This window comes from Atribacterota bacterium (assembly GCA_039638595.1).
Taxonomy (GTDB): Bacteria; Atribacterota; Atribacteria; order Atribacterales; family Caldatribacteriaceae; genus Profundicultor; species Profundicultor thermophilus.
In genome coordinates, this window is the sequence record JBDIWM010000014.1 from 1 (window position 1) to 24,108 (window position 24,108).

18 protein-coding genes and 1 tRNA gene are annotated in these 24,108 nt (G+C 52.4%); 3 read left to right on the forward strand and 16 right to left on the reverse strand.

The genetic code is table 11. The annotated features are described in order from the left end of the window. Positions 1 to 181: 181 nt before the first annotated feature. The gene (locus tag ABDK92_04865; GenBank protein MEN3185956.1) at positions 182 to 2,215 is read left to right on the forward strand and encodes a GGDEF domain-containing protein; all 2,034 of its coding nucleotides are present in this window, start codon (positions 182 to 184) and stop codon (positions 2,213 to 2,215) included. 145 nt (positions 2,216 to 2,360) lie between these two features. Here ABDK92_04865 and ABDK92_04870 read toward each other — a convergent pair whose 3' ends face one another. Beyond that, complete coding sequence (locus ABDK92_04870) at positions 2,361 to 5,423, reverse strand: EAL domain-containing protein (protein MEN3185957.1); 3,063 nt, start codon at positions 5,421 to 5,423, stop codon at positions 2,361 to 2,363. Between the two features lie 137 nt (positions 5,424 to 5,560). Between ABDK92_04870 and ABDK92_04875 the strand changes: the two genes are divergently transcribed. Next, positions 5,561 to 5,635: transfer RNA gene (locus ABDK92_04875), tRNA-Glu, on the forward strand. 144 nt (positions 5,636 to 5,779) lie between these two features. On the opposite strand, the gene ABDK92_04880 is transcribed toward ABDK92_04875, so the two are convergent. From ABDK92_04880 to ABDK92_04890, 3 genes are read right to left on the reverse strand one after another with little or no spacing between them, the layout of a single operon-like run. Continuing rightward, the gene (locus tag ABDK92_04880) at positions 5,780 to 7,090 is read right to left on the reverse strand and encodes a ClC family H(+)/Cl(-) exchange transporter (GenBank protein MEN3185958.1); all 1,311 of its coding nucleotides are present in this window, start codon (positions 7,088 to 7,090) and stop codon (positions 5,780 to 5,782) included. Positions 7,091 to 7,105: 15 nt separating this feature from the next. Further along, positions 7,106 to 8,218 (reverse strand): DUF362 domain-containing protein, encoded by a 1,113-nt coding sequence (locus tag ABDK92_04885; protein ID MEN3185959.1) that lies wholly within the window; start codon positions 8,216 to 8,218, stop codon positions 7,106 to 7,108. Positions 8,219 to 8,257: 39 nt separating this feature from the next. Further along, positions 8,258 to 9,160: a ribonuclease H-like domain-containing protein gene (locus ABDK92_04890; protein ID MEN3185960.1), complete on the reverse strand. Its 903-nt coding sequence runs from the start codon at positions 9,158 to 9,160 to the stop codon at positions 8,258 to 8,260. A gap of 410 nt (positions 9,161 to 9,570) precedes the next feature. Here ABDK92_04890 and ABDK92_04895 point away from each other — a divergent pair, with 410 nt between their 5' ends. Next, complete coding sequence (locus ABDK92_04895; GenBank protein ID MEN3185961.1) at positions 9,571 to 12,645, forward strand: EAL domain-containing protein; 3,075 nt, start codon at positions 9,571 to 9,573, stop codon at positions 12,643 to 12,645. A gap of 430 nt (positions 12,646 to 13,075) precedes the next feature. Here the strand turns inward: ABDK92_04895 and ABDK92_04900 are convergent, their stop codons facing one another. Genes ABDK92_04900 through ABDK92_04955 form a run of 12 tightly spaced genes read right to left on the reverse strand, consistent with a single transcriptional unit; the run spans position 13,076 to position 24,108 of the window. After that, positions 13,076 to 13,189: a DUF433 domain-containing protein gene (locus tag ABDK92_04900; GenBank protein ID MEN3185962.1), complete on the reverse strand. Its 114-nt coding sequence runs from the start codon at positions 13,187 to 13,189 to the stop codon at positions 13,076 to 13,078. A 53-nt stretch (positions 13,190 to 13,242) separates the two neighbouring features. Beyond that, entirely contained in the window at positions 13,243 to 14,724 is a 1,482-nt protein-coding gene (gltX, locus tag ABDK92_04905) for a glutamate--tRNA ligase (protein ID MEN3185963.1), read from the reverse strand. Continuing rightward, on the reverse strand, positions 14,717 to 15,127 hold the full coding sequence (locus ABDK92_04910; protein ID MEN3185964.1) for a PaaI family thioesterase: 411 nt from the start codon (positions 15,125 to 15,127) through the stop codon (positions 14,717 to 14,719). Before ABDK92_04910 ends, gltX begins: the two co-directional genes overlap by 8 nt. Position 15,128: 1 nt before the next feature. After that, positions 15,129 to 16,220, reverse strand: a complete 1,092-nt coding sequence (locus ABDK92_04915; protein MEN3185965.1) for a divergent polysaccharide deacetylase family protein — start codon at positions 16,218 to 16,220, stop codon at positions 15,129 to 15,131. Then, positions 16,204 to 17,394, reverse strand: coding sequence for a S41 family peptidase (locus ABDK92_04920; protein MEN3185966.1), 1,191 nt, complete (start codon positions 17,392 to 17,394; stop codon positions 16,204 to 16,206). The genes ABDK92_04915 and ABDK92_04920 overlap by 17 nt, the downstream gene beginning before the upstream one ends. Before the next feature lie 15 nt (positions 17,395 to 17,409). After that, the gene (locus tag ABDK92_04925; protein MEN3185967.1) at positions 17,410 to 18,579 is read right to left on the reverse strand and encodes a peptidoglycan DD-metalloendopeptidase family protein; all 1,170 of its coding nucleotides are present in this window, start codon (positions 18,577 to 18,579) and stop codon (positions 17,410 to 17,412) included. Then, on the reverse strand, positions 18,576 to 19,436 hold the full coding sequence (locus tag ABDK92_04930; GenBank protein MEN3185968.1) for a permease-like cell division protein FtsX: 861 nt from the start codon (positions 19,434 to 19,436) through the stop codon (positions 18,576 to 18,578). The genes ABDK92_04925 and ABDK92_04930 overlap by 4 nt, the downstream gene beginning before the upstream one ends. Next, on the reverse strand, positions 19,433 to 20,122 hold the full coding sequence (locus ABDK92_04935) for an ABC transporter ATP-binding protein (GenBank protein ID MEN3185969.1): 690 nt from the start codon (positions 20,120 to 20,122) through the stop codon (positions 19,433 to 19,435). The genes ABDK92_04930 and ABDK92_04935 overlap by 4 nt, the downstream gene beginning before the upstream one ends. Beyond that, the gene (locus ABDK92_04940; GenBank protein MEN3185970.1) at positions 20,119 to 20,835 is read right to left on the reverse strand and encodes a WecB/TagA/CpsF family glycosyltransferase; all 717 of its coding nucleotides are present in this window, start codon (positions 20,833 to 20,835) and stop codon (positions 20,119 to 20,121) included. Before ABDK92_04940 ends, ABDK92_04935 begins: the two co-directional genes overlap by 4 nt. 3 nt (positions 20,836 to 20,838) lie before the next feature. Next, complete coding sequence (locus ABDK92_04945; GenBank protein MEN3185971.1) at positions 20,839 to 21,990, reverse strand: polysaccharide pyruvyl transferase family protein; 1,152 nt, start codon at positions 21,988 to 21,990, stop codon at positions 20,839 to 20,841. Beyond that, positions 21,887 to 23,749: a DUF5693 family protein gene (locus ABDK92_04950; GenBank protein ID MEN3185972.1), complete on the reverse strand. Its 1,863-nt coding sequence runs from the start codon at positions 23,747 to 23,749 to the stop codon at positions 21,887 to 21,889. Before ABDK92_04950 ends, ABDK92_04945 begins: the two co-directional genes overlap by 104 nt. Further along, entirely contained in the window at positions 23,737 to 24,108 is a 372-nt protein-coding gene (locus tag ABDK92_04955; protein MEN3185973.1) for a biotin/lipoyl-containing protein, read from the reverse strand. Before ABDK92_04955 ends, ABDK92_04950 begins: the two co-directional genes overlap by 13 nt.

Genomic DNA, 24,108 nt, shown 5'->3' on the forward strand with positions numbered 1-24,108 from the left:
ACCAGGAAGCAGAGGAAAAAACCCGGGTGGCATTCCAGAGAATACAGAAAAAGACCCTGGAGAACCTGTTGAAGCGGATGGCGCCGGAATGATACAACGAATGCTTAGATGAAAAGAGGCCAAAAAACGGTGAAAAAGAGTTTTTCCAGAAAAAACCATGGGGTATGGCGATCAGAAAGCAATGAAAGCCGGTTTGGGATGGAACATCCAGTCCGATGAAGCCCAGGCTTTGAGCGAAGCGTTATTCCAGGCTACCAAAATGAGTGGCGAACCCCGGATGGTGTTCCTCTTCGGTACACGGGAGTACAACCCCTCCATAATCCAGGAAGCTCTGCGGGAACTCACCCCTCAGGCGAAGGTTTTGGGGTGTTTGAGTGAGGGAGTTATTGCCGAAGGTGAGTGTTTTCACCAGGGAGTCGTGGTCCTCACCCTGAGTGGGGATGATTTTGCCGTGGACACCTTGACTTCCCCGAAAGAGTTAAGGGACCCATACCTCATGGGAAAAGACCTGGGGAAACGGGTTCTGGAGGCGGGATTCACCGCAGGAACCCTTTGGATTCTGGTTAACCCCGATCTGGAAGTACCGCTTCTTCTGCAGGGAATGTATGCCCTCCTGGGACCTCGGTTTGTCTATCTGGGAGGAGGAACCAACTCCCGGCCGTGGACTGAAAAGAAGGGGAATGGAGGTCTGGTGAGTCTGGCGGTTTTGCAGGGCATCGACATCCATTCTGCAGCCAACCATGGGTGGATTCCCACCCGGGAACTTCTTTTGGTTACCAAAACCAAGGGGCAGGAAGTGATGGAAATCGACGGGATTTTACCTCTGGAAGCGTACCAAAAAAGAATCAGGGATTTTACCCGGGAGGATTTCCCCCGAATGGGAGCTATGTACCCCCTGGGATTTCCCAATGTGTGTGGAAAATTCCTCATCCGAGATCCGGTTGCGTTGACCCCTGAGGGAGGGATGAAGTTTGTCGGTAGCCGCATTCCCCAGGGAGCAGTGGGGTACATCATGCAGGGGGAGAAAGAAAAGATTCTGGCTGCGGCCGAACAGGTCGCTCAAAAAGCCATCTCCGAAATCAGGGAACCGGTCTTCGCCCTGCTTTTCGACTGCGTGAGCCGTCCACTTTTTTTAGCGCATGACTTTCCCCGGGAACTGGCTCTGGTGAAGGAGAAACTCGGCGATACCCCCCTGTGCGGATTTTTGAGTTACGGTGAAATCCATTCCTATGGACGGGCGCCGGTATTTTTAAATAAAAGCGTGGTGGTGGCCGTCGGAGGGAAAGGAATCCAGAAGACTGGCGACCTCATCCAGCCCCGTTTATGTCCAATTGAAGCAGAACTGGCCATCCTCCACGAGATTTCAGCCCTTTCCCTTTCCAGCTCACCGAGAGAATTCTTTGTGGAACTGGTGGAACGGGCAGTGCGTCTTTTAGGAGTACAGCGAATGGGTTTACGCCAGATGGTCAATGGCCAACCGGAGCTTCTGGCTTCCTGGGGATTTCCCAATAGCGAAGATTTAGAAAGGGAAATCTGGAAAAAAGACTCCCGCCATTTCGTTTTTCATTTCAGAGAGGGAGCACTCCTTTTTTTGGAGGCTCCCTGGGAACTTTCCCCCCGTGAAGAACGCCTATATACCATCTTTGCCCGGAGGGTGGAAGAAATCCTCCGTGAAGCGCAGAAAGCCGAAGAAAACGTTCAGCGGATGCAGGAACTGGAACACCTCTCCCTCAGTGACGAACTCACCGGCCTTTATAATCGAAGAGGCTTCTTTGCCCTGGCTGAGCACCAACTCCTGGTAGCCCGGCGCAGTGGCAAGAGGGTGGGGATTTTCATGATGGACCTTGATGACTTCAAGTGGATTAATGACTCCTTTGGACACGCCATAGGAGACCTGGTGTTGTCTGAATTTGGACGCATGCTCCAGGAAGCGTTCCGGAAGTCGGATATTCTGGCCCGGATTGGGGGAGACGAGTTCGCGGTATTCGTCCTTGATATCGACGAAACCAAAATGGAGAAAATGCTCTCCCGCCTGCGGGCGCTGGTGACCAACTGGAACGCCAGCAATCAGTATCCCTACAGTCTTGATTTTAGCGCTGGCTGGGTGATTGTTCCTCCATCCCAGGCGCGAGAAGTCCGGGCGTTACTCCATGAAGCCGACCAAGAGATGTACCGGGAAAAATACCGGAAAAAAGCATCAAACCCTCCTTTTTAAGGACGCTCACTGGCCTCTTTGTCGATTGCTCCTCCAAGCCTGCTTTTCCTGCAAACTGTCCTTTTGGTGACCATCCCCTCTTTTTGTTCCACACTCGGTCTAAAAGAGCTCCAAAAACCTTCCACGGACAAACGCCACCACCTGCTCACAGCTTCCAGGGAGAAACCAGAATCCTCTCCAGTTCCTTCGGGGGAAGTGGCTGGTAGTAGTAAAATCCCTGCACCGTTTCACAACCCTCCTTGAGCAAAAACACAACCTGTTCCTCGGTTTCCACCCCTTCGGCGATAACCTGGATATTCAGGGAACGGGCCATGCGAATGATTCCTCTCACAAGTTCCTGGTGGTTGGGGTTATCCGGGAAATCTTTGAGAAAAGAGCGGTCAATCTTAATCCGGTCTACTGGAAGGGTTTTCAGGCGGGTGAACCACGAATACTCCACTCCAAAATCGTCCAGCGTAACACCGACTCCCAGGCGTCGCAGAGCGTGCAAAATTTGGCTCGTATGTTCTGGATCATGAAGGAACATGGTCTCCGTAATTTCAAGGTCAAGATACCGGGGGTCAAAGTCAGTTTCAGTCAAAATTCGTTCCACCTTCCTGACCAGTTCCGCATCCCGCAGCTGGGTGGTGGAGAGATTCACCGAAAGACGTAACGGGAAAGCGCTTTCCTTCTGCCAGCGTACCACCTGTGCGCAGGAAACCTGCAATACCCACTCCCCGATGGGTACCATGAGGCCAGTTTGTTCAGCCAGGGGAACAAAAGTTCTTGGCAATACGATTCCCATCTGGGGATGATTCCAGCGCAAAAGTGCTTCCACCCCCACGATGTTCCCCCTTCGAGCGTTCACCTGAGGTTGATAGTAGAGGAGGAATTCCTTTCGTTCCAGAGCCCGGTAAAGCCCAATAATCAAATTTTTCTGGGCAAGAGCCTGTTCTCTGATTTCCAATGAACAAAAGGCATACCCGTTTCCCCGCTGACCCTTCGCCACGTACATGGCAAGATCTGCGTTTTTGATGAGGTCTTGGGGTGTTTCCCCGTCCTTAGGGTACTGGGCAATCCCGATACTGGCGGTGAGAAAGAACTCCTGGTCTTCAAGAACAAAGGGTTGTCGAAACGATGCCAGAATTCGTTCCACCACAGGTAACACCTCTTCCAAATAGTCAAGCTGGGGAAAGAGCACCAGGAATTCATCACCTCCAAAACGGGCTACGGTGTCCTGCTCCCGTACACACCGCATCAGGCGATGGGCCAAATGCTGTAATAATCGGTCGCCCACTTCGTGTCCTTCGGAGTTATTGATGGTTTTAAAATCGTCAAGGTCCAAAAGGAGGATCCCCAACACCTTCCCGGTTCGCCGGGCCAGCTGGATTGCTTTTTCCAGGTGTTCCCCGAAAAGAATCCGGTTGGGAAGCCCGGTGAGGGAATCGTACAGGATAGCATGGTGGAGGTGCTTTTCCTGAATGATCCGCATGAAGGCATCCGTCATCCGGTGAGAAAGGACCCGAATCAGGTCCGGACACGATGACTCCCGACTGCTCCCATTTTTGATCCCACACCCCAAAAACCCCAGAATTTCCCCGCCTCTTTTCACCGGTTGAAGGAAGACCGTTTCCACACCTACCTGAGACAGAAACTCCCGCTCAAGGGGTGTTCCTGAAAAATCCACGGTGAATCCCTCCCCACCTTTTCCTTTCTCTAAAAGCAGGGCAAAGCCCGAAAAATCTGGGAATCCTTTAGGACACCCCTCCCCGTAACACCACCTCGACACTTCCATCAATTCTTTCCCCACCGGAGAAAAGAGGAAAAACGAGCTACGATGGAAACAACCGGAGTAACCCATTGCCTGAAGAACTCTGGGGAATCCCTGTTCAAAATCGGCGTAATTCAAGTCGGCAAGCAAGGTCGACAACGTTCCCACCACCTGTTCTCGTTCGAGCTGAATCTGGCTCTGCCTGAGACGCCGTCGGTACACCCGGTGGACATACAAGGAGAGGACAAAGAAAAGGAGAAACGAAAAAAGGAGAGTCTGGAAGTTCACTAATCCATCCGCAGGCAGAAACGGCAAACTCCACCGCCACAAAAAGAGGAGGATTCCCCCCATGAGGGCCCCTTGCAACACAAAGAGGAAGGGGTTACTGAGAAGAACTGCCACCACCACCGCGGTGAAGAAAAAGGAAGCGTACAGGACTTCACCCAGGAAGTGTACCCGGGGAGCAAGAAGAAGAGCAATAAAAGAAACGAGTCCCACATAGAGGAGGTCTCGCACCGTTTCTTCTACATTGAGCGTCCCCAAATAGTGGACAGCCATCCCCAGAAGGATAAATAACGCTCCCCAGGGAAAAGCCGTCTCTAAAGGATACCGAAGCACCAAGTGGGTGTACAGGACGTAGGCCACCCCATCGAGAACATACACCAAGGAAAGGAAGGAGTAAAGGCGAATCTTCTCCAGTCGGTCCAGGATCTCCCCCTTCTGGGCTCCTTCAGAACGCGTGGGAAGTGAAAAAAAGACCTGCCGGCGAAACATGGTGACGTAAATCACGATGAAGGGGAAAAGGATGAGTATCGGTGCAACCGGAGGGTAATGGACCCGAAAAAATACCGCCACGATTCGATCCATCGTCCAGGCCACGATAAACACCACCAAAATGGCACTGGCTATGGCGTAAGCCTGTCGCCTGATGCGAGCTTCCTTCGCCCTCTTTCCCCACCCAAAGAGGAGCATCACCCCAAGGAGAATATAAACCGCCACATATCCACTGTAAAAATCGTTCCAGAAGTGTGGGGCCGGTAAAGCCACCCAACCAAACGGTGTCTTCTCAAATCGGTACAGCGCCTCCGAAACTCCTGACCAAAACCCAAAAACAAGGATGTTGACCCCGGCCGGAAGGTACAACCACACCGGAAACCACCTGTTCTTAAGCCATCGACTCTGACTGACCGTAAGCACCCAGTGGAGGAAAAGGCTACACCCTATCGTCCGTCCCACGGCGGCAACTCGAACCCAAAAAAACGCCCGCTCATAGCTTGAAGCCACCTGCACCATGGCAAAACCAAATGCCCACAGAGCAAAGCACATGAACATCCCATGGGCAAAGTAGAGCTCTGGGTCTCTCCGAAAGTGACTTACGAGGTACACAGCCAGAAAATAGGCCACACTGAAAGAAGCAAATGAAGCCAGGGCCAGAAGGCTTCCTCCAAACGACTCCACACCCTCTACCCCCTATCCACGGTCGCCTATTCTCGATTTGGCTCTTATTATACCAGTTTTTCCCCGCTGTCAACCACTTCATCCAGGGATACCCATTCTATTGACAGAAAAAACCCACAATCCTATAATGATGTTGTGGCCCAATCGAATAGTGGTTAGTTCGGCGGGCTCTCAATCCGCAAGCCGGGGTTCAATTCCCCGTTGGGCCACCATGAAGGTTGATCCTCTATGTCCATGGGTCATCAACACCGCTTTCGAGTTGAAATCTGGCAGCGACAAATGGAGGAAGATCGCCACCCTCTCCTCTTTCTGGTCCTGACCACAGAAAGGGTTCATGAATACCCCAAACTCCACCTTCACTCCGCAGCACGGGGCGATTGCTCGAATTGCAGACCTTCACCGGGAGAGTAACGCGCCTCGAGGCGCTTCAGGAGAACATCATAAATTAGTTTTCCTCCCAGAAGGTCAGCGACCACATAGGCAAGAAGACAGGTGAGTGCTATGACCGGAAGGTGAGACCAGGAACCGGTGAGTTCAAGGATTAAAAGGATACCGGTGAGGGGTGCTCTGGTAATGGCCGAAAAGTACCCGGCCATACCCAGAGCCACGAAGTCCAGGGACATAACTCCGGTGAATAGCTTTCCCCAGAGTCCTCCCAGAAGCGCTCCGATGGTAAGGAGGGGGAAGAAAATTCCCCCTGGCGTAGAAGAAGCATAGCTTCCCATGGTGAACCAGAACTTGACGAGCACAAGCAGCAAAAGGGCTGACCACGGATATGGGTCTTGAGGCAACGAAGCGATGAGGTGGTGTCCACCACCTAAAACCTGGGGGAAAACAAACCCCAAAACTCCCGCCAAAATAAAAATCGGAACCGGCTGAAAAGATGGGGACACCCACCGCAAGCTCAGAAAGAAGTCCTGGGTTTCAAGGAGCACCCGGTTGAACACCACACCCAGAACGCCCAAAAGAAGCGCCAAAAGGAGAATCAAACCATACTGATGCAGCGGAAAGGGATGTTCGAGGTGAAAATCGAGAATAGGCTCCATCCCGAAGACACTCCGGGACAGGACATCTGCGGTGAGCGATGCAGTCATGGAGGCAACCAGAACGAGGGACGAAAACCCCCGGTGCAATTCTTCCAGGGCAAACACCACTCCGCTTAGGGGGGCGCCAAAGGAAGCCGCAATCCCGGCACTAGCTCCAGCAGTGACAAAAAGAGGGATTCTATTTCGATCACGGCGGTACGTTCCCCACCCCTGCCCAACCATAGCCCCAATTTGTACCGAAGGTCCTTCCCGGCCCAAAGACAAACCGGCCCCTATTCCCAGCAGCCCTCCCGCAAATTTGACGAGGAGAATTCGCCACCATACCGAGGGAAGGGCACCCTGCAAAACCCCTTTCACATGGGGAATGCCACTCCCCGCAGTCAGCGGTTCCCACCGGACCATGATACCAACTGCCCATCCACCAAGAAAGAGAAAACAAAAGAACAGAAATAAAAGGAACCGGTTCGAAGAGGCAGAGAGCCGGAATAACCCCGTCCACCGGGCCACCATCTCAAGACCAAGTCGATAGCAAACCACCGCCCCACCAGAGAGCACACCCACCAGTATTCCGTCTACAAGTCCCCCTACCCTTTTGCGACTGCGTCTTTTGGAGATGCGCATCGGCGAAACCTAATCTTAAACGTGTTGCAGTTCGTAGGTTCTTTTTCCCAAACCCAGTTTTTCCGCATAGTCCAGTTGCGTTTGCCATAACGCTTCTGGATGGACATCGAGAAGTTTATCGGTTCCCGGACCGAGCGCGTTTTTCAGCTCAGTTCCCGGTAAACCCTGGGAAGCTTGGATGAAGTCCGCAGAAGCCTGGTCAATGGCCAAAAGGTCGTGACTCCCCAGGATGCCCACATCGGGAATGAGGGAGGCATCGTGCCAGGGAGCACAGTCGCAGTCGGGACTCACGTCGGTGATGAAGTTGATGAAGGCACACTTTCCCTTCTTTCCTTGCAAAACCCCTAAGGCATATTCCACCATCCGTTCCTGAAGCAGGGCACTCGAAGAGGACCAGGATGGCTCAATCGCTTCAGTGGGGCAGTAGAGTAAACACTCCGCACAGCCAATGCACAGCTCCCTCTTGAGTCCAGCCTTTTTTCGCTCATTTAAAAAGAGGGCCTGCGTAGGACAGTGCCGAATACAGCGCTGGCAACCAATGCATTTCTCTTCCTGAGGTTGAGGGAAAAAAGTTTCTCCGTGCTGCATCTGTTTTCCAGCCCGGGAGGCACAGCCCATACCGAGGTTCTTGATGGCTCCTCCCAAACCTGTTTCCATGTGTCCTTTGACATGGGTCAGCGCGAACAAAAAATCGGCTTCATGGATAGCCCGGGCGATTTTCACGGTTTGAAAGTGGTTCCCCTCAACTTTCACCTCCACCTCGTCATTCCCCCGCAAGCCATCGGCAATGATAAGCGGTGCTGGCACCGCTGGATACCCAAACCCATGGAAAAGAGCCGTCTCCAGATGGTCCACGGCGTTATGGCGAAAACCCGTGTAGAGGGTGTTGGTATCGGTCAAAAAGGGTTTAGCCCCAGCTTCCCGGATGGCTTCCACGATGGAGCGGACGAAAACCGGCCGGATGAATCCGTGGTTTCCCCGTTCCCCAAAATGGAGTTTCACCGCCACAAAGTCGTTTTTTGCCACTTTTCCTTCCACCAGATGCCGGGTGAGCTTTTTTAAACGCAAAAGAACCGAATCGTTTTCACTCGTAGCGCGCAAGCTCAAGAAGTACACTGGAACAGACACTGGTTTAACCTCCTTCAGGTCGATTTTGCCGAATTCATTTCACCCATGCAGGGACTTTAAATAGTCGATCAATCGGCTGGCCCCATCCCGGGTGAGCACTCCACTTTCCTGAAACCAAACGAAAATCTGGCGGGCCGCCTCTTTTTCTCTCCCCTCCAGCCGGCTTAAGAGCTTCGCCAGGTAGTCAATCTGCCGTTCGCTGGGAAGGTTCACCTCTTCCTCCCCTATATAGGGCAAAAGCCGCAAATACAAAAGGGCAGTCATGAGCGCGTCGTTACAGTTATACCGGGCGATTTCCCGGTATCCCCCACGTAAAAACACCTCGTGCACTTTTGACCCATCCATGGTGCCCTTACCGATTTCAATCCCAAACCGCCGGGCAACGAAATCCAGACTCAATCGTTCCCCCTCTCTGGCAAAAAGGAACTCCACCAAATCAAGATGAAAATCTCCTCCCCTTCCGTAACGGGAGAGCTCCAGTTCTTTACGCACCGGAAGGTTATATAGCATGCTTCGCAAACGCAGAAACGGCAGGTCAAAGCTCCGCCCATTATAGGTCACCAGCCGCTCGCTTTCCTGGATTTCCAGATTAAAACCCTCTAAAATCATCCGCTCCCCATCCGCCACATCCCTGGGAATCTTCACACAGGGCACCGGATGGTAGTGAATTTCAATCTCTTCCCCTCCCACGGTTTTCTCCTCCACCCATGCTTTATCCTCTTCCTTTGAGAGGTAGTACACCACTCCCTCTTCAATGTGGTCATCCGCAACATGCACCAGGGCCAGAGCAATCACATGGGCCAGAAAAGGATTGAACGATAACCCCCGCTCCACCTCTTCGTCGGTCTTTTCCCGTCCCCGATTTTTTAAGTACTGATAATCGGGGTACTCCAGTTCTTCCATAAATCCACAGGTTTCAATATCAATCACTGCAACACGCATCCTCCATCACCCACCTATACTATAGCAGAAAAAAGGAGCCCTGAGGAAAGTCAGGAATGCCCCACTTCCTCTATTCTACCTCATTCTCACCGTTTCTCCCCTCATACCTCACCCCTCCCTATCCCTACCCCAACAGCGTCAACTCCCTTTTCCAGGGAAAAACGGAGGGATAACTCTGGGGTTCGCAAAAAATCCGGGGATCGTCATCCAGAGCGATGGCGTGCAAGGCATGAGTAGAGCTCTTTGAAGCATCTTCTTGAAGCACAGGTTTTTTCCAAACAAAAAAGAGGAACCGCACCAATTTCCTCGTGCATGAACCTCATAATCGATTATACTATGATATGGGGATCCGGAAGAAGAAGGCCATCACTACCGAATGAGAGGAACACGATAAAGGGGACTTCAAATCTATGTTTTTAACCAGCATGGTCACGGTCGTTATGCTGTTCGTTTTCTACTCTGCTCTGTCTGTGGCGGTGTACCTTTCCAGCCATTTCCACAAAAGGGTGGAAATCCATCTCGCTCACACCATATGTGTTCTCCTTGCGGTATGGTCGCTGGGACTGGCTCTGGTACGAATTGCTCCCTCCTATGAAAAGGCGCTCTTCTGGCAGCGGATATCAGCCACAGGCTGGACCACAATATACAGTGTGTTCCTCCACCTTTCCCTCATCCTGAGTTCGGCTCACCTTTCCAGAAAGTGGTGGGTTCTGGTTCTCACCTATTTTCCAGCCTCTTTGAGTCTCTTCGCCTTTTCCATCCTTCCTGGAGTTGCCCAAAGGGTCCAGCATCTGGCACTGATGCACTCGACCTGGGTGGTCCTCCCGGTTGCGGATTTCTGGAATCGTTTTTTTGAACTGTACTGCACCACTTCGGTGGGCATTTCCAGCTTCCTCATTTTTAGGATGGGATGGAAATTGAATCATTCAAAAGAGAAAAAGAGTACGACCTTTTTTATCTTCTCTCTTCTTTGCGCCATGACCCTGGGTATGATTTTCGACCGGTTCTCGATGCCCCGGCGTTTTCCTGAGTTATCCAATCTGGCGCCAGTCATGGCACTCTTCCCTCTCACGGTATTTGCCCAAACCATACGAAACAGTCAGAATTTCTGGATCCTCAGGAAAAAGCGCTGGAGACAACAGGTCACCCAGGGAGAAATCTTGAGTGAAGCTGACAAAGCCTCCCTCTACCAGTTCCTGGCTGGAATACACATCCTCACCGGCTTTGGTTACGCCACTCTGGCGGTGCTCGCCCAGCGGCCTGCCGTAACCAACCGGGTCCTCTGGGGAGTGCTCATGCTGTTTCTGGGAATGAGCACGAGCTACCTGACTTCCCTGGAGATATCGGAGAAAAGCCGCGATAGTATATCCGGTGCTATTTTGGCTCTTTCAGCTTTTTTCCTCTGGTTTGAAATCACCACCGTCCTTGGAAGAGTAGACGTTTTCCTTTCCCTGGTTATCCTGCCCTTTCTCTTTCCCGCAATTCTTTCGGGCAATCGCTGGGCTTTATTCATGGGAGGGGCGGTGCTCTTCCTGGTCCAGACCTATACCTGGACCAGCCTCCAATCCGAGGGAAACCATCCTGAAGCCGTGCTCACCCAGATTCTGGTCACCGTCCTCTCTGGTTTAGCCATCCTGGCAACCCTTTTCATCCGCCAGGTGTACCTGAGACGTCTGGAAGAAAACCGAAAGCAGCTGCAAATCCAGGAATTGATTGCCGGTGTCTCGTCCCAATTCATCGGGCCTCAACCCCAGAATGTCAAGGAAAACCTGCAGAGCGCCCTGTGCATCATAGCGACACAGCTCAACATGCCCTGGGGCTTTCTTGAGGTATCAAGCGAAGAAGGAAGCGTACTCCGCAGGATCCATCTTGAAGACGGCCCTCTTTGGGTTGAACCAGACGAACTGACCTTTCTCAGGGCCCAAACCGAAAATGGAACACCCCTTTGGCTGGATAGTGCCCACCTTTCTCCCCTCGAAGAACGCCATCTGGGTCAACTTTTCGCCCGGGAAATGCTACGCGCCATAGTGGCTATTCCGCTTCAGAATAAAGACGTGCGCTGTGGCCTTCTTGTCCTGGGTACGCGAGATAAGGTGGCATGGTCAAAATACGGACAGGAGTCGCTCAGGATTCTGGGAAATGTACTGGTGGAAGCACTGGCCAGAATGAAAGCCGAAAAGCGGCTTGAACACATGGCCCTCTATGACTCCCTGACCGAGCTTCCCAATCGAGTGCTTTTCCTGGATCGCCTGACGAAAGCCATGCAGCGGGCCAAACGAACCGGGAAACTGGTGGCGGTAGCTTTCCTGGACATTGATTCCTTCAAGCTGATTAACGACTCCGAAGGCCATGAAGTCGGTGACCAGCTCCTCAAACAGGTTGCCCAGCGTTTTTCTAGCTGCATACGCGAACACGACACCATCGCCCGCTTTGGAGGCGATGAATTCCTGATTGTGTTCGACAACCTTAATCAGTTCAATGAAATACCACCCATGGTGGAGCGGATCACAGAGGAAATTCAGAAACCTTTTTTCATCGGAAACCAGGAATTCCTGATTACGGCAAGCTGCGGAATTGCCCTGTATCCTGGCGATGGGGAATCCCCCGAAGAACTCATCCAGGCTGCGGATTTAGCCATGTACGCGGCTAAAGCAACCGGTGAAGGCCGCTATGCTTTTTGTTCTCCCCATTTGAAAGCCGAAGTCCAGCAAAAACAAACCCTGACCAGCGGCCTCTACAAAGCAATAGAGCGGGAGGAACTCACGATCTATTACCAGCCCCAAGTAGAAGTCACAACCGGCAGCATCGTGGGACTGGAAGCGCTTTTGCGTTGGAACCATCCCGAACTCGGATTACTCCTACCAGGGTCGTTCATTCCCCTGGCCGAGCAAAAAGGGCTCATCATCCCCATTGGAGAATGGGTACTCAAAAAAGCTTGTTCTCAGATCACTTCTTGGCAGAAAAAGGGTGTTTCCATTCCTCGCTTAGGGGTCAACCTCTCTCCCGTTCAGCTCCGTGACCCGCAACTGGTGCAAAAAGTACACCGAACGCTCAGTGAAACCGCTCTCCCTCCAGAAATCCTTGAGCTTGAGGTCACCGAAAGCGCCATTTTCCACAATCCCGATGAAGCCATTGCTCTCCTGCAAAATCTGAAAAACCTGGGGGTACGCATTGCCCTGGATGACTTTGGGGTGGGATACTCCTCGCTTATCCGATTGAAAATGCTCCCCGTTGACCGCATCAAACTGGACCGGCGTTTCTTCCACAACGCCCCGTACAACCTCCGGGATCGCACCATTGCCGAAAGCATCATCCAGCTGGCTCGGTCCATCGACGCTGCCGTGATTGCCGAAGGGGTGGAAACGGAGACGCAACTTCAGTTTGTGACGGAACAGGGATGCTACGAAGTTCAGGGATTCTACTATTACCATCCCCTACCCCCTGAAGAAATCGAAGCACTGCTTTTGAAGGGAGTAAAACACTGACAATAGAAACAATAAAAATCAAAGACCCCTGAGCTCCAAGCATACTCAGGGTGAACTGAATACCATGCCACGGTGCTAAAAAAATTCCAGCAGGGGGCAATACCACACCGAGCACATCGCACCAATTCTCGGATTCTTCCCGAACCGAAACCCTTTGCGCCCTTTGGGAAAGAACATCCGTGAAACACTGGCAAAAAGGGCAAAACCTGTAGGGAAAAGGCCGGTCTCCTCTGACCTTCCTCTTTTTGGCTCGAAATGGGTAAACTTTTTTACATCTTTGCTTGAAAGAATGGCTCTCCGTCTTCTGACGAAATCGAGGATTTCCCAATCCGAACTACCGGGGCACGATTCAATCACCGAAAAAACTTCAAATCCGGAATTTCTGAGAATCCGGACAATGCGAAAGTCAACATTTTCATCAACCAAAAAATCAGGGAACAATGCGTTTTTCTCCAGCCAGGATTTCAGCAGAATGCGCCAGGGCCCTCAAAATATCCTCTCGCCTCAAGCGGGGATATGCCTCAAGGAGTTCGTCGACAGTCATGAATAACCAAGAGCAATCGGCAGCCCCAGGATTCCATTCTGGGGCTATTCTGGTTAACGCGATTGCTTCCGTTCCTCGATAACCCGCAGAGCCCGCTCAATGCGGGAAATCACCCGGTCTTTACCAAGCACGGCCAGAAGCTCAAAAAGGCCAGGACCAACCTTTTGCCCGGAGACCGCAATCCGTAAGGGATGGATGAGGGAAGCGGCCTTGACACCAAGGGTTTCGGCCTTTTTACGGATGGCATCCTCCAGGGTTTCCAGGGTGAAAGGTGAAAGTCCCCGCAGGGTGTTGAGGCATTCCCGCAAAATCCGGTCGGCTCCTTCGGCCAGAAGGATTTTTTCGAAGGCTTCAGGGTGAAAGGCAAAATCCTCCCGGAAAAAGTAGTCTGCCTCTTCCAGAAGCTGCCCCAGGTATTTCAGGCGGTCCTTCATGATGACCATAACCCCTTCAAGGTAGGAGAGAAACTCAGGGGTGAAATCTCCCTCCCGGAAGCGCCCTTCCCGCAACAGAATATCTTTCAAAATGGAAACCAGGTACTGGTTCTCGCTTTCCCGGATGTAGACCCCGTTCATCCAGTTGAGTTTATCGAGGTCAAACACCGCAGCGTGTTTGGTGACCTGAGACAGAGAAAAACGCTCAATGATTTCCTCCCGACTGAAAATTTCCTTTTCCTCTTCACCGCTGGCCCAGGAGAGGCGAGCCAGATAGTTGAGCATGGCTTCCGGCAAATACCCCTTATCCCGGTAGTAGGTAACCGAAGGGGAACCGTGGCGTTTGGAAAGGCGGGTGCGGTCTTTACCTAAAATCATGGGGATGTGGGCAAATTCGGGCACCGGAAATCCCAGGGCGCGATATAGAAGCACCTGGCGGGGGGTGTTGGAGATGTGGTCATCACCCCGGATCACATGGGTAATCCGCATTAAGGCGTCGTCCACTACACAGGCAAAATTGTAGGTGGGCATTCCATCCGATTTCATGATCACAAAGTCATCCAGTTCCCGATTCTGAAAAGCCACTTCCCCTCGCAGCATGTCCTGGAAGGTGGTCTCCCCCTCGGGGATGAAAAAGCGCAAAACTGGTTTACGACCCGCTTTCTGGAATTCCTCTTCCTCCGCCGCGAGGAGGTGGTAACATTTCCGATCGTAGCGCCAGCTCTGACCCTTTTTCACCGTTTCCTCCCGGCGCTTTTCCAGTTCTTCCGGAGTACAGTAACACCGGTAGGCCAAACCAGCCTGGAAAAGTTTCTCCGCGTATTCCCGATAGAAGGAAAGCCGTTCACTCTGATAATAAGGGCCACAAGGACCACCCACCCGGGGACCTTCATCCCAGTGGAGGCCCAACCATTCCAGGCTTTCCAAAATGACCTCCACCGACTCTTCAGTAGAGCGCACCACGTCGGTATCTTCAATGCGGAGGATAAAGGTTCCCTCCATCTTTCGGGCAAAGGCCCAGTTAAAGAGTGCCGTCCGCGCCCCTCCGAGGTGCAAAAACCCGGTGGGACTGGGTGCAAACCGTACCCGCACCTTATCCATTCTTCTTCACTCCTTCTTTGGGAATCACGAAGACTCCTTTTCCTTCGGCTACCAATTCTCCGTTCTGCACCACTTCCCCCCGGGCCTGAATGAGGCGCCCTTTCTTTTCCACCACCCGACCCCGCAGGGTGACAATTTCCCCAGTGCGGCAGGGGCGGAGGTATTTCACTTCCAGGGTCCCGGTCACGGCAATTTCCCCGGTGGCTTTCACCGCGTGGGACATCACTTCATCCAGAAGTGCCGCCACCATTCCCCCATGGGCCACCCCATCAAAACCCTGATAGTACCAGGGTATCACAGTTTCAGTCACCGTATCGTTCTCCTCCTGGCGAAAACGGAGCTGAAAACCATGGGGATTCAGGTTTCCACAGAGCCAGCATCGACTGTTATCCACAAAGGCCATGTTACATCGACTCCTTCTTTTGGATTTCGGAAAGAAACACGAATTCCACATCTGGATCCGAGAAACTGCTTAAGAAATCAGAGAGCGCCCGATAGGTCGACTCCCGAGGGTGCCCGATGGCGATGGCATACCCCTTCTTTTTGGCCACCTGAATCGTGGTCCGAAGTTGATTCTTCACGTACTCCACGGCAGGATAGGTATCAAGGAAGACATCCCGCCGAAAAGCCCGGATTCCGTTTTCCTGAGCAATCTGAAAAGCCACCGACTTTGAGGTGGTGAGGCTATCCAGAAAATAGAGGTCATGCTCTTTCAGGTGCCCAAAGAAAACTTTCATGAGCTCAGGAGTGGAAGTGACCCGGGAACCCTTGTGGTTATTGAGCCCCCGAGCACCCGGGATTTCACCACAGACCCGATCCAGAAGTTCTTTGACTTTTTCAGAGGACATTCCCACCCGCAGGAGTAATCCTTCCTTGGTGTTTTCCTTCCCATTGAACGCCTCCATGGGGAAATGAATGAGGATTTCTTTCTCCTTCGCTTTCGCCATTCGGACCACATCCTGGGTATGGGGAAGGTTCGGAAGCACCGCCACATTGAGTTTCACCGGAAGGGCAAGGAATTTTTCTGCCAGGCGCAGGTCATATCCCAAGTCATCAATCACGATCGCCACCTGAAAACGGGGTTTAACCTTCAACCTCAGGAAAAAGAAGGGGTGTTCTCCGAAAAAGAGGGTATAGGTCTCATCCTCACCTTCTACCCTCCTCTCTCCCCGAAAACCCATATAGGGTAAAAGGGTAAAGAAGTTTTCCATTCCCTCGGCAAAACTTTGAAGAGAATCCCGGTTGGCAAAAATGGCCTGGACCTGCCAAACCCCTTCGCCTTGCGGAGGAATGGTTTCCACGTGCAGGGCCCGAAGATGCAATTCCTGCACAATCACCGTGGTACACAGGCGATCCAGCCCCCGGGAAAAAACCTGAGCCAGAGCAAAGCGCGAAAACGGTGCATCGTGCTCCCGGAGACCCTCCCAGAGAAAGTACACCCCCAGCGCCATGAGGAACAGTAAAACCCAGAATGGAACCCTACGAAGCCAATTCATCGTTACCAAGAAGACCTTTCAGTTCTCTAACCGCCTGTTCAAATTGTTTCTCCTCTTCTTTGACCTCCACGTCCGGAGGAAGTCCCACTTTATCGACCAGGGTCCCATCAGCCAGGTAATATCTGGAAACGGTAAAAATCACACCTCCACCGTGGGAAAGCGGGAAAATTTCCTGTACCACGCCTTTCCCAAAGGTATTCTCCCCGACGAGTTTCGCCTTCAATACCATGCGCAGGATTCCAGCCATGATTTCCGCACCACTGGCAGTCCCTTTATTGACAAGCACCACCAGGGGCTTATCCCAGAGGGGGCTCACAAAGTTTTTAATCACTTCCTTGCGCCCTTGCCGGTCCTCAACCACAAGAAGGTCCCGATTCTGGGGTACAAAAATACCCGAACAGAGGAGCGCTGCTGGGAGAAGTCCCCCTGGGTTATCCCGCAAATCGATCACCAATCCCCTGACTCCAGCATCCTGCAGGGCAAAAATAACCTCACGCAACTCGTTAAAAGTTTTTCCGTGAAACTCAGAAATCCGCACCACTCCCACTCCATCAGAACGGACCTCGTGTTCCACACTCTGAATCGAGATGATATCCCGCACGATTTCCACTGTCAGGTTCTCCTTTTGCTCTTCTCGTTTGATTTCCAGCACCACCTTGGTCCCTTTGGTCCCGCGCATCTTTTTGACCGCCCGGTCAAGCGAGATTCCTGCAGTGGACTCTCCATCAATGGCCACAATCATATCTCCCGCCTTGACTCCCGCCCGCTCAGCCGGAGACCCCTTGATGGGGGAAATCACGGTCAACTGTTCATCCTTAATGGCAATCACGATGCCGATTCCAGAAAATTCCCCCTCCAGCCGGTCGCTGGTCTCAATCTTAAAATCTTCCGGGTCAAGGTACCGGGCGTAAGGGTCATCAAGGGACTTCAATATTCCCCGGATGGCCTCTTCCATGAGGATGTCCTCTTTCAGGGGTTGCTCACCAATAAACTTTTCTTTGAGGAACGTAATGGTCTCAAAGAGGGGTTCCCAGGTTTTTTCATCGACATCCTGAGTAACACTCTGTACCTCCAGAAAGCCATACGCATCCCGGCTGGCACCAGCATAAGCCAAGCCAATCCCTAATGCCACCACACTCAAAATGACCACAAACCACCGTTTTTGCCGCACCATATTCACCTCGATTCTTTACTCTAACCACTGCAAAGGATTTTCTTCTTTGGCTTTTTCTCCCACCCGCACTTCAAAATGGAGGGTCGGTCGGTCCACCAGTCCCGTATCACCCACAAGACCAATCACCTGTCCCTCTTTTACCTCCTGCCCAGAACTCACCTTCAGCTCCCCAAGATGGGCGTATACCGTAAAGATATCCCGTCCATGGTCGAGGATAATGGTTTTTCCATAGCCCCGCACGTTCTGGGCCAGAATCACCACTCCCGATGAAGCCGCCACAACCGGCGAACCCAGGGGGGCAGCGACATCAATCCCCGGGTTATAAAAGGTGACTCCGTAACGGGGATCTTTGCTCTCGCCAAAGGAACGAATCACTTTCCCTCCCTGGACTGGCCAGAGCAACCGCCCCCTTTTGGCCGTAGACACAACCGGTGCGCTTTTTCGCTCAGCCAACTTTTTCTGCAGCGCCACGATCATCCCTTCCACTTCCTTCTGAGCTTGGGCTAACTTCTGCCGGGTGGCCTGAAACTTCTGCCGGTCGGCGTTCACTTTGGCGAGCATCTCCTGACGAGCCTTTTTGAGTTGAGTAAGGCGTCCATTTTCCAGAGCCATTTTCTCTTTGAGGGTACTCTCCAAGCGCATGGTGTTTTTGATTTCCTCTAGCTTCCGGCTCAACGATTCTTTCTCCTCCACATGGGTGAGGATGACCCCGGTTTCAAACTGATAGTATTTCCGCAGTAAATACCACTTTTCCTCCCATTCTGAAGGGGAAGCACTTTCTAAGAGGAATTCCCAGAAACCCATCCCCAAATCCTGGCGATAGACCCGGGCAAGCACCTCCCGCACCTTGGCCTCGTTACTGGCGATACGCTGCGACAGCGATTCCACCTCTTTTTCCAGGCGCATCCGTTCCTCCTGGAGTTCCAGAATTCGCTTCCGAGAACGGGCAATATCCTTTTCCAAACGGTCAATCTGACCGTCCAGCTTCTCGATTTCTCCCAGGAGGTTTTTTTCCTTCTTCAGCACCTTGTTCAATTCCTGTTCCACCCGGGCCTGCTCATTTTTGAGCTCCATCAACCGTTTTTCCTGGGAAGTAATTTCCTGTTCCAGGTTTTCCCCCTGGGCCCAGAGCAGAGGCACACCACAAAAGAAAACCGTCAGGAAAATCAGGATTGTCCTTTTCATGGCATCTCCTTCAGCACTCCGTTGACCGCCACAAAGGTTCCCACCATACTCAGGATACCACTCAAAAACACGTTAATCAAAAAAAGGGGCAGAAAAAAATCCGCAAACCGCACCCAGAAAAAGGCGGGAAAAGACGCTTCCAAAAATTCCAGAAAGAAGCGAAAAAAGAAGCTGCTCACCACAAAAGCCGTCATCCCCCCCAAAAAACCCTCCAGGACCCCCTCCCCTAAGAACGAAGCTCGGATCTGCCGGTTGGTGGCCCCCAAAAGACGCAACACTCGAATCTCCTCTTGATGGAAACGGACTTTCAGGGTGACCATGCTTCCAATCAAAAGGAGCACAAAAATGAACACCCCCAAAATTACGACTCCCCCTGCCCCTACAAAAAACCGGTGGAAGCGGAGCAGTTCTTCGACGTTTTTCCCCCCATAGACCACCTCATCAAAGACCGGAATCTTTTTCATCTCCGCCGCCAGTTTGGGGAGGTCTTCAAGCCGCTCGGGAAGGACCTCCAGAGAAGCCGGAAAAGGATTCTCTCCTCCAGGTAAATCCTCTTCCTGCAGAGCAAAATACTGCAAAAACCGCCTGCGGGCTTCCTCCGCATCCACAAACACCACCTGCTTCACCGCAGCCCAATCTTCGATTTTTTGCTGGACTTCCTGGATTTTCTCCAGAGGGGTGCCCACCACAAAAAAAGCCCGCAGAGTGAAGCTCCCTTTCCACATCTCCCGCATCTTATCCAGCTCCAGGTAGCCGAAGATAAAAAGATTGAGAATCAGCTGAGTAAAAAAGATACTCAAGCACCCCATGATAAAAAAGGAAGGTTTGCGAGAGAGGCGGCGGAAGAAAAATTTCATGAGGCACTCACTTTTCCTCGCTCCAGCCTGACCACTCGTCCTCCAAAAACCTGCAGGAGTTCCTGGTCGTGGGTGGCCAGGATGACGGTTGCCTTCGTCTTCTGGACAAACTCAAAAAGGATACCCACCACTTCCTGCGCGGATTCCTCATCCAGGTTCTTGGTCGGCTCATCAGCTAAAACCAGTCCTGGCTGGTGAATCAGTGCTCTTCCCAGGCTCAACTTCTGCCTCTCACCCCCTGACAGCCATTCCACCCGATGCAACCCCTTTTTCTCCAATCGCAAAAACCGAAGCATTTCTTTGGCCATCCGAAAGGCCTTGTTCCGCTTCACCTGCAACACCTCTAAGGGGACGAGGAGGTTCTCAAGAACCGTCCACTCTGGTACAAGGTGTAGGTCCTGAAAAATCATTCCCAGATTCTGGCGCAACAGCGGCACATACCGTTCCTCCAGGTGACTAATCCGGCACCCCGAAAGCCACACTTCTCCTCTGGTGGGTCGCTCTTCCCGGTTAATGAGCTTTAAAAGGGTCGTTTTCCCCGCCCCACTTGGCCCAAAGAGGAACACGAACTCCCCTTCCCCCAAGGCCAGATTAACCCCTTCCAGAGCCCTCACTCCGGTGGGATAGATTTTGGATACATCTTTAAATTCCAGAAACGGTTTCACGTTTCCCATTATACCATTCACCGCTGTATTCGCTCCCGCAAAAGGAGGACTCCAAAGCGAAAAAACGAAGGAAGGACCCTGCGGACTCGTTGCGGCTCGCTCCCCACTCGCCAGAGCCATTCGAAGCCCAGCCGCCGGACAAAATATGGTGCTCGTTTCTTCTCTCCACTCCAGACATCAAAACTTCCCCCAACACCCATAAAAAGGGAAGGAATCAATGCGTCTCGGTACGTGTCAATCCACAGTTCCTGCCGTGGAGACCCCATCCCCACCAGAAGCAATGTCGCCGCAGTTTGGTTGATGGCTCTGACCACCTGAGCATCATCTGCACAGTAGCCATGGTGAACACCAACAATTTGAAGCCCCGGATACCGCCTGCACAACACCTCGGCTGCTTTTTCCGCAACCCCCTCCTTTCCCCCCAAAAGGTAAACCCGCCACCCTTCGTCGCGGCCTCTCTCCAGCAGAGCCTCAGCCAGCTCTATCCCGGGAAGGCGTCTGATAGGGGTTTGCCCCAGAAACCTTGCCCCCCAGATAATCCCCATCCCATCGGGAATCAAGAGTTCGGCCCGCTTGAGCACCTCTCGAAAGCGATGATTCCGGGACTGACAGGCCAGCATCTCGGGGTTGAGGGTTACAAGGTGCATTTTTCGTCCTTTTTGTACTGCCTCACTGAGAAGGTCCACAATGGCCTTTTTTTCAAGCTCCGAAATGGAAAAACCCAGAAAATCCATGGTTCACCCCAGAAGTTGCAGGAAATCGAAGAGTTTTTCCTCCATCCTCCCGAAACGAGTGGACAAAAGCGCCTTCGCTACTTTATTTTTTTCTGCAAGAAGATGCCGCCTGGTGTACATGGCGATGAGCGCTTCCGGGGAAAGTCCCTGGAAGGAAAGGAGATTTTCTCCCGAAAAAAGCGAAGCCAGAGCCCGAATTTTGGGGTCAACATCAAAAGCCACCCAGGGGATGTCGAGCATGGTGGAAAGCACCAGAGGATGAAAGCGCATGCTGAAAACCATATCCACGTTCTGAAAATAGGCCAATACCTCCATAAGATGGTCAAACGAAAAACTCCGTACCCCCAGGCGTTTCGCAAGACGGCTCACAAACTCCCCATCCAGCTGGTGGTGAAAGGCCACGAACTCCATTTCCGGCACGAAAGCCAAAAGGGCTTTGAGAGACCGAAAGAGGTTTTCTTCTTTTTCCCTATCCACCGGGCGCAAGAATACGGCCACCTTCTCTGCGGAACCTTTTTTTTCCGGGAGGAGGTCCTGGAGCAAAAAGACCGGGTCCACCCCCAGCACTACCCGGGATGGCCTGGTCCCCAGTTGATACGCCAAAGTGCAACTCTCCTCATCCCGCAAAAGGAGGAACGAGCGGCGCAGCACCCCGGAAACCATCCACCGACTGAGAGACCGCTTGAAGGGTCCCAGCCCACATCCATAGAAGAGAATGGGTTTTCCCCAAAAAAGGGCAAAACGGAGGAGGCTATAATAGTAAGCAAGCGAACGGAAGCTGGTCGTATCCTGGAGAAGGCTTCCTCCCCCCACCATGAGGGCTTGGGAATTCTTCACCTGCTTGAGGATCTGGGGAAAGCACTCCCGAGAAACCACCTCCACTCCTGGAGGAAAATCAAATAAGGGATTTGTGGTCCGGTAGAGGACCTGGCATACAAATTGCCCACCGTTTCGTCTCAGTTTTTCCACCGCACGCAGGGTGGCAAGGAGACTCAGCTCGTCGCCCCAGTTTCCGAAACCATAGTACCCCAGAAAAAAAAGGTGGGTAATGCTACTCCCCCCAGCGCGCAAAAAAGTGGTAGATGGCCAGTCCCACTTTGATTGCCACCCAATAAACGAAGAACACCGCGATACTGAGCGCCATGGCGTTTCCAAAGCGCAGGAGCACAAAGAGAAACGGGGTATGGAGGTGCGAGAAGGAATTCAAAAAAGTGGTGAACCCCACCGTCACCGCCAGCCACAGCAATATCTGGTAGGCCGGGCGAAAAGCTGACAGGGGAAACACCGAAAGCAACCACAACGCCGGATACCCAATCAGGAATTCCTTGGTTCTGGGCCGCATGAAGAGCATCCGTTCTAAACCTCCCCGCATCAGGCTCTCCAGACCCCCCGCGGGAAGAAGGGGAAAATTTCCCGAACGGGTAAGGTAAAGCACCGTTCCCACCGCTACGATTCCCAGAATCAAAAGCTCAAATCGCTTCAGGTAATCCAGGAAAAACTGCCCAACACTCACCCCCAGTAGCCGAGCTTTGAAAAGATAAAGCAGTACAAAAAGCGGCGGTAAGGCCAGAGAGACCTTTACCCCGAAGTACTGGTGGATACGCAGCACAAACAGCCAGTGATAGAGCCCCATCGAAACCACCATGGCTCCAGCAAAAAGGGTCAGAAAAGAGAGACCAAGACCCTGAAGGATTTTTTCCTTGCGAAAGTTTTCCACACAGAGGATAACCGCAAGCGTCGGCACCACCACTCCAGCCCAGAGTCCCAAAATTTTCATCCCCCCAATGGGGTTTAAAAAAATCCCCAGAAGGAGCACCACCAGGGAACCGAGAAAGGGCACAAGGTGAAAATCGAAGAAAAACTCCCAGAGCAAAAGTGTCATCACCGCCATCGAAACGGCAAAAAGAGCGAGCATGAAGCGAGGCACCGCAAAGGGACGCTGAGGTACCACCGCCTTCCCCAGTACAAAACCATTTTCCCGAAGAGTTTGCAAAATATTTTGGAAGTAGGTCAGGTTTTTCTCCACGCTCTTGGCCGAAGGGGGCTCAGTAAAGGCTCGCAGATAGATAAGTGCCACCGAGCGTTCTTTGACCGCCCGCAAAAATCGCTCCTTGGCGGCCACCGGGGTATAGTTTTTCAATTCATCTGGAGCAATGCTGTGCACCCGCACCGTCAAATCAGGAATGAGGGAACTCAACGTGGTTTCCCCTTTCTGGCCCACGAATTCAAGGTAACCAAAAAAGAGCTTTCGTTCCCGCAAGAATGAAGCCATCCGCTTCAGGGAAGCCGGCTCTCCATATCCCAGAACCGAATCTCCCTGGAAAATAACTCCCTCAGCCCTCTCCCAGACCGGGTCCTCGAGGAGTGTCTCCATCGTCTCCGGAGAAAGGTCGTAACGGTTGATGGGGCGCAAAACAACCCGGAATCCGGCATCGGATAAAAACTGAACCAGTTCCCGGTTCCAGCCCAGCCCCATTTTGTCTTCCTCTTCGAATACGACGTTCATTCCCACGATTCCTTCCTGGGGTTCCTCCGCCTTTTTCCCCAAAATGTTGAGCTGTCGGATAATGGTTTCCCTGAGCCTGGGGTCAGGGACCTGAAAGTAGCGGTACAGTGTCCCTCCAGAATAGGCCACCGGTATCACCCTTCCCGTATCCTTGAGACGCCTTAGAGAGTACTCGTTCACCCCCACGGTTTCCACACCCATCTCCCGGAGCTTGGTTATCAGAGCCAGTGGGTCAATCCCCTGGGTTTTCCCCAGCCATTCGATGTCATCCCAATCCACCACCACTTCCACCCGGCGGCTAGCAAATTCTCGACTCACTCGGGAAGGCACCAGTGAAAGACCTGTTCCCAAGGCGATGATACAGGCCAAAAGAAGGAAAAAAACCCTGCGTTCCATTATTCCCTCCACTCTTCCACCTCCAGCAACGTATCACCCACATCCACCGTGTCGTTCTCTTCCACATAGACACCGGTGACCACCCCAGGGTGTTCGATGGAAATTTCGTTTTCCATCTTCATGGCTTCCAAAATCACCGCCACCTGCCCAGCTTTCACCTGGTCTCCCTTTTTCACATTCACCGCCAGAATCCGACCAGGCATGGGTGAACGGATGGTGGTGGTGACCTGTAACCCTTCACCGCTTTTTTTCCCCTCCCGAACCCTGGCGATGTTGCTGATTTCAAAACCCTTTCTTTCACCCTCTTCAACGATTTCCATCACTTCTACCTGATACTCTTCTCCATTGACCCGAACCCAGAATCGGCGCAC

Excerpts from the sequence above, each read along its gene's own strand:
- ABDK92_04900 (MEN3185962.1), bottom strand. The coding sequence starts at position 13,189 with ATGACTGTCGACGAACTCCTTGAGGCATATCCCCGCTTGAGGCGAGAG.
- ABDK92_04880 (MEN3185958.1), bottom strand. The coding sequence starts at position 7,090 with ATGCGCATCTCCAAAAGACGCAGTCGCAAAAGGGTAGGGGGACTTGTA.
- ABDK92_04910 (MEN3185964.1), bottom strand. The coding sequence starts at position 15,127 with ATGGCCTTTGTGGATAACAGTCGATGCTGGCTCTGTGGAAACCTGAAT.
- ABDK92_04925 (MEN3185967.1), bottom strand. The coding sequence starts at position 18,579 with ATGAAAAGGACAATCCTGATTTTCCTGACGGTTTTCTTTTGTGGTGTG.
- gltX (MEN3185963.1), bottom strand. The coding sequence starts at position 14,724 with ATGGATAAGGTGCGGGTACGGTTTGCACCCAGTCCCACCGGGTTTTTG.
- ABDK92_04915 (MEN3185965.1), bottom strand. The coding sequence starts at position 16,220 with ATGAATTGGCTTCGTAGGGTTCCATTCTGGGTTTTACTGTTCCTCATG.
- ABDK92_04930 (MEN3185968.1), bottom strand. The coding sequence starts at position 19,436 with ATGAAATTTTTCTTCCGCCGCCTCTCTCGCAAACCTTCCTTTTTTATC.
- ABDK92_04940 (MEN3185970.1), bottom strand. The coding sequence starts at position 20,835 with ATGGATTTTCTGGGTTTTTCCATTTCGGAGCTTGAAAAAAAGGCCATT.
- ABDK92_04890 (MEN3185960.1), bottom strand. The coding sequence starts at position 9,160 with ATGCGTGTTGCAGTGATTGATATTGAAACCTGTGGATTTATGGAAGAA.
- ABDK92_04895 (MEN3185961.1), top strand. The coding sequence starts at position 9,571 with ATGTTTTTAACCAGCATGGTCACGGTCGTTATGCTGTTCGTTTTCTAC.
- ABDK92_04865 (MEN3185956.1), top strand. The coding sequence starts at position 182 with ATGAAAGCCGGTTTGGGATGGAACATCCAGTCCGATGAAGCCCAGGCT.
- ABDK92_04920 (MEN3185966.1), bottom strand. The coding sequence starts at position 17,394 with ATGGTGCGGCAAAAACGGTGGTTTGTGGTCATTTTGAGTGTGGTGGCA.